Raw genomic sequence first — 5,399 nt, 5'->3', positions numbered from 1 at the left:
ATCTGTGAGGGAAGTGAAAATGACATTTTTCGCTTCCCGTGGAGCAACAAGTCCCGTCTGGACTTTTTGCGACCCTATTGTAGACCCGAGAATATCCCTTCCGGGAGATCTATCTCGGTGACGATCCAATTCCTGTCCTTGTCGGAGTTAAGCTCCTTCGGACCGAATATGCGTGTTATGCGTCTTGCCGGTTCTGCAGGGTAAAGTACTACTGTTACCTGTGCCTGGGAGGGAACGTTATCCTGGGAGTGGTGGTAGCGGGCTTCGATGGTGTATTGGCCATGAGTGTCCCCGGACATGCTGAAGACCTCAGGCCCGAATCCGTTCTTGTCGTCCAGATCCAGGGCTCCCTGGGGGATGGCTTCACTGCTTTCAACCGGGTCGAGGGCTGCGTAATATGTATGTTCGCCATCGGGGCCCAGGATGTGCAGGTCCATGTCTACTCCAGGCTGATCCCATGTGAGATACACAACGATATCCTTTGGGGCCAGATTGATGGTGCTAACGGTTATATCCTCGCTTGTGTCCGTTTTCCCGTAAATATCCAGGGCTTCGATCTTTATTCGGTTGGTTTTTCTGATGAGGACCACCGGCTGAGAGAAGTTACCCTGTTCATCGACCTCGATCCTTCGTGGGGCTCCGTTGAGAAACAGAAACGTTTCAGCCAGTTGGGTCTGGGCTTTGATCTTTCCACTAACTTCCACAACAAGGCTGTGAATTGTGTCGAAGAGGTCACCGTCCAGAGGCTTGTGGATCTTGATCTCGGGAGGCGGGGAAATATAATTGACCTCCACGGAGTCCCTGCCAAAAGACCCGCTGTCATCCCAGGCTATCACCTCTAATGTATTGTTTCCCCTTTCCAGAACGATCTCGGTATCTATTCGGGAGTTCTGGACAGTAATGAGGCTGGAAATGCCGTTTATTGTGAGAAGTGCGGTCTGTGAACCGCCTTCGACAATGGCTCGGACCCGCTGGTAGGCACGGTCAACAGTTCCTGAAACAGGTTCCAATATAAGGATTTTTTTGCCCTGTGTTTTGGCAGGGGGCTGTTTTGCCACTTTGATGGAGGTTGTGGTGGCAAGCCTTATTACGACCCTCCTGTTTTCTACCTGCTTATCGAAACTCCCTGGAGTAACCACCGGTTCAGATTCACCCCTGGAGATGATTTCAATGCGTTCGTAGGGAAATTGAAGTGTATCTGCCAGTTGATCAGCTATCCTGGAAGCATAATAGAACCCTATGGCCATGTTCTCATTTTCTGATCCAAGGGTGTCGGTATGGCCGATCACGGCCACTGTTAAGGTGGGATCTTTTTTTATCAACTGCTTGATCCTGTCGAGAAAAGCTTTTTCGCGCTCTGTGGTACCTGCAGCATCCCAGGCTACCCCAACAGTAAGGATGAGTTCGTAATCCGGACCATCGGCCAAAGACCGGCCCACTGAAAAGGTTAGGATAACCAGCGCCGATAGCAGGATCGGAAGAGAGTATTTAGCGGACCTTGAAAGCATCAGAAGTATTTATCATGGGCCGATAATATTCTCAAGAAACCCGATGGAGTAATTATGGCACGAACCGCCAAAATCAAGTACCCTGACACCATGGATATTCCGGATTGCTAATTACGGATATCGAATTTAATCCGCAATTCGCAATTCTCAATTCGAAATTCGATTCATATGAAGATAGCTTCCATCGACATAGGGACCAATACAGTACGCTGTCTCATCGCCCAGGTTCAGGATGGTGTTCTTACTCCAAAGGCCATTTACCGGGATATAATAAGGCTTGGTGAAGGCCTTCGGACGAAGGGCGAACTGGACCCTGCAGCTTTTGAGAGGCTGACGTCCGTTCTGAGCTCCTATAGCGTTTATATCTCGGGATCAGGGTGCCGGAAAGTCCGGGCAGTTGGCACCAGCGCTTTACGCGACGCAGACAGGGGAGGGTCCATCGCCAGAGCTCTCAATGAGGTCCTTGGATCTCCCGTAGAGGTGATCTCGGGGGGGGAAGAGGCGAGGCTGACTTCCATAGGTGTGCAAGCCGGGATCGGTACCATGGAGGATGGAATACTGCTGGATATTGGTGGGGGGAGTACAGAGTTGATCCGGGTGTTCAAAGGAAGCAATTTATGGTGGACAAGCCTGCCTGCAGGCGTGGTTCATCTGACCGAGGAGCTTTTTCTGGACGATCCACCCACGGACAGGCAAGTTGACGTTTTTAAAGCTCGCTTCAGAGACCTTCTTGAGCGCCAAAGAGAGGATGGAGGGAAGCAGATAGCCGGGACAGCCGGGACACCTACGACCCTGGCGGCTATCGAATTGGGCATTGACGATTATGATCCCACTCTGATAAATGGTCACGTCCTTTCATTAGATACCATAAAGGATCTCATTAAACAGTTTCTCACCATGACTTCGGATGAGCGGCTTGCCATGACTGGTATGGAAAAGGGCAGAGAAGATCTTATAGTGGCTGGATCCCTTATGGTTCTGGAGGTCATGGACAGGTGGGGCTTTCAGGAGATGATCGTCAGTGACTGGGGGCTGCTGGAGGGGATAGCGATCGATGCAGTGAATAGTGAACAGTGAAAAGTGAATCCCGCCAATGGCGGGACGGTTCACACTTCACGATTCACTATTTCTTAAGGAAGTTTGGAATTAGACTCTTATGAATAAAAAAACCGAGCTGAAACGCCAGATGCAGATCATTGAGCGGGGGACTGTAGACCTGATTTCCAGTGAGGAGCTGGAGAAGAAGCTCTTGCGTTCTCTGGAGAGTGGAGAACCTCTGCGGGTCAAGGCGGGGTTTGATCCCACTGCTCCCGATCTGCACCTGGGACACACTGTTCTGATGCAGAAGATGAGACACTTCCAGGATCTGGGTCATCAGGTCATCTTCCTCATCGGGGATTTCACAGGAATGATCGGCGACCCAACGGGACGCTCGGAAACCCGGAAAGCCTTAACGATCGAGCAAGTTCAGGAAAATGCTGTCACCTATCAGGAACAGACTTTCAAGATCCTGGATCCCGATCGAACCGAAATAGATTTCAACAGCCGATGGATGAAGGAAATGTCGGCACAGGGCCTCATCGAACTCGGTTCGCTCTACAGCGTGGCAAGGATGCTGGAGCGGGATGATTTCAGGAAAAGATATAGCGAGCAGAGACACATCAGCATACATGAGTTTATGTATCCTCTCGTGCAGGGTTATGACTCGGTAGCTCTAAAGGCAGATGTGGAGCTTGGCGGAACGGACCAGAAGTTTAACCTCCTGGTGGGACGGGATCTGCAGCGTGCTTACGGTCAGGAGCCCCAGGTTGTTATTACCATGCCGCTTCTTGAGGGTACTGATGGTGTCCAGAAGATGAGTAAATCCTATGATAATTATATAGGAGTCACGGAGCCCGGTGGAGAGATATACGGAAAAATCATGTCCATTTCCGACGAACTCATGCTCCGGTATTACGAACTGCTCAGTTCCATTAGCCTTGAAGAACTTGAAGCGCTGAAAAAGGACATGGCAGGTGGTAAAACCCATCCCATGGACGCGAAAAGGGGTCTTGCCCGAGAGATCGTCACCCGTTTTCACAGCGAAAAAGGAGCTGAAGAAGCCGAAAAGCAGTTTAACATGCGTTTTTCAGACCGGAAATCCCTGGAAGATATGGCCGATGACGAATCTGTCGATGCATTTGAAATGAATGAGCCTTTGCCTCTGTTTAAGGTTGTGGCTCAGGTCAGAGGCGTCAGCAGCTCGGAGGCTATCAGGATGATCAAAGGTGGTGCCGTTCGGATCATGGATGATAAAGTTGATGATACACAGTACCTGGTAACGCCTGGTCAGGATAAGGTGATCCGGGTAGGTAAGAAGTTTTTCAGGGTGCTGCAAGGCTAGAATTCGGCTAAACTTGGAACTCGGAACCTGGAACGCCAGCCAAAGGCTGGCCGACTGACTTGCATGATGAAGGGTAAATTTGAAGTTTTTTCGTTTATTAAATAAATGCAGATTTTTCGTCCGCGCTTCTCATTCCAGGCTCCTGAACTTGTCGAGGGGTGGACCCTGCGCTCGAAGCAGTTCCCCCAAAAATAAGAGCGCATCGCGAGTTCTTTTTTCCGGCACCCTATGCGGGGCTTTGATTTTCACTGTTCTTACAGCCGTTCTGCCCGAGACCCCCGCCCCTGCGGAGGCTGTCGGTCTTATGCCTGTCAGTGACCTCGTAATGATCGATCCTGCTCTGATCCTGGCTCCCGATCCCGGCAAATTGGGAAGCGGCCCCCTTTCTATGCGGGCCCTTGCCCTTGCAGACAACCCCAAAGTCAAGGTTCAGCTGGAACATCTGCTCATTGACAAGAGAGAGAGTATTCTGAGTGCTCTTGCTCTATCGACCCGTTATATCCCGCACATCGTCCCTATTCTGGAAAAATATAACCTCCCCCCGGAGTTGGTTTATCTTTGCATAATCGAGAGCGGATACCAACAATCAGCTCGAAGCCATGCCGGCGCGGTGGGTATGTGGCAGATGATACAGTCCACCTCAAGCCGTTTTGACCTCAGGACAGATACCTGGGTTGACGAACGACTGGATTTTATGAGGAGCACAGAAGGGGCAGCGAGTTTCATCAAATACCTCTTTAAACGCTTTGACAGCTGGGATCAGGTTCTGGCTGCGTATAACGCAGGGGAGGGCAGGGTTTCGCGGGCGGCCAGGAAAGCTGTAGGAAAGGGCCTTGAACCTGACATGGAGAACCTGCGTCTGCCAAGGGAGACCAGGATCTACGTCCCGGCGTTTTACGCAGCCCTGCTCATCGCCATGGAGCCAGAACGATACGGACTTTTCCCTGATTATCAGCCGCCCCTTGATTATGTTGAAGTGCATGTCCCCGGCGGCGTCCCCCTGTCTACCATCGCACGGTACCTTGGTTGCCAGGTCAAAGACCTGCATTTATTAAATCCCTCTATTCTCAAGGGCAGGATCCCTGTATCCAGAGACGAATATCCGCTGAGAGTGCCGTGCACCGTGGGGGAGGGAAAGGCTAAAGCAGTAGCCGCAAGCCTGAAGGAAGTGCGCTATATCAGTTACCGTGTTCGTAAAGGCGACACTTTGTGGGATATATCCAGGAAGTTCGGTGTCAGTATTTCAAGGATAACGCGGGCCGGACACCATCGGGGCAACTCGTCAAAGATATTTCCAGGGGAAACTCTTCTTGTCGCTTTGACAGCGGGTGAGGCAAGTTAAAGGCAAAACCGAAGGGAGAAGGAGGAAGAGGGAAGGAGGAATAAAAAATATTTCCTATTTTCCTTTGTGTGTACAAAACAGGTACTTTAGGACATTTACTTTATTTGAGTAACTATCTGTTTTTATAGATTTTTTATACACTATTCCATAATCCCCCTTCCACATT

The 5,399-nt window shown here is 50.6% G+C and carries 4 protein-coding genes; 3 read left to right on the top strand and 1 reads right to left on the bottom strand.

All coding sequences use genetic code 11. The features are described 5' to 3' along the window. Positions 1-74: 74 nt before the first annotated feature. On the bottom strand, positions 75-1,508 hold the full coding sequence (locus P1S59_12655; GenBank protein MDF1527097.1) for an OmpA family protein: 1,434 nt from the start codon (positions 1,506-1,508) through the stop codon (positions 75-77). Positions 1,509-1,676: 168 nt separating this feature from the next. On the opposite strand from P1S59_12655, the gene P1S59_12650 reads away from it, so the two are divergent. The 3 genes from P1S59_12650 (at position 1,677) to P1S59_12640 (ending at position 5,233) form a co-directional block, all read left to right on the top strand. Beyond that, the gene (locus P1S59_12650) at positions 1,677-2,585 is read left to right on the top strand and encodes a Ppx/GppA phosphatase family protein (protein ID MDF1527096.1); all 909 of its coding nucleotides are present in this window, start codon (positions 1,677-1,679) and stop codon (positions 2,583-2,585) included. A 79-nt stretch (positions 2,586-2,664) separates the two neighbouring features. Next, the gene (gene tyrS, locus P1S59_12645) at positions 2,665-3,891 is read left to right on the top strand and encodes a tyrosine--tRNA ligase (protein ID MDF1527095.1); all 1,227 of its coding nucleotides are present in this window, start codon (positions 2,665-2,667) and stop codon (positions 3,889-3,891) included. Positions 3,892-4,129: 238 nt separating this feature from the next. Further along, on the top strand, positions 4,130-5,233 hold the full coding sequence (locus P1S59_12640; GenBank protein ID MDF1527094.1) for a transglycosylase SLT domain-containing protein: 1,104 nt from the start codon (positions 4,130-4,132) through the stop codon (positions 5,231-5,233). Positions 5,234-5,399 lie beyond the last annotated feature (166 nt).

The organism is bacterium, assembly GCA_029210965.1.
Taxonomy (GTDB): domain Bacteria; phylum BMS3Abin14; class BMS3Abin14; order BMS3Abin14; family BMS3Abin14; genus JALHUC01.
Note: the sequence above shows the minus strand (reverse complement) of the source record. Positions and strands in the feature narration are given on the sequence as shown.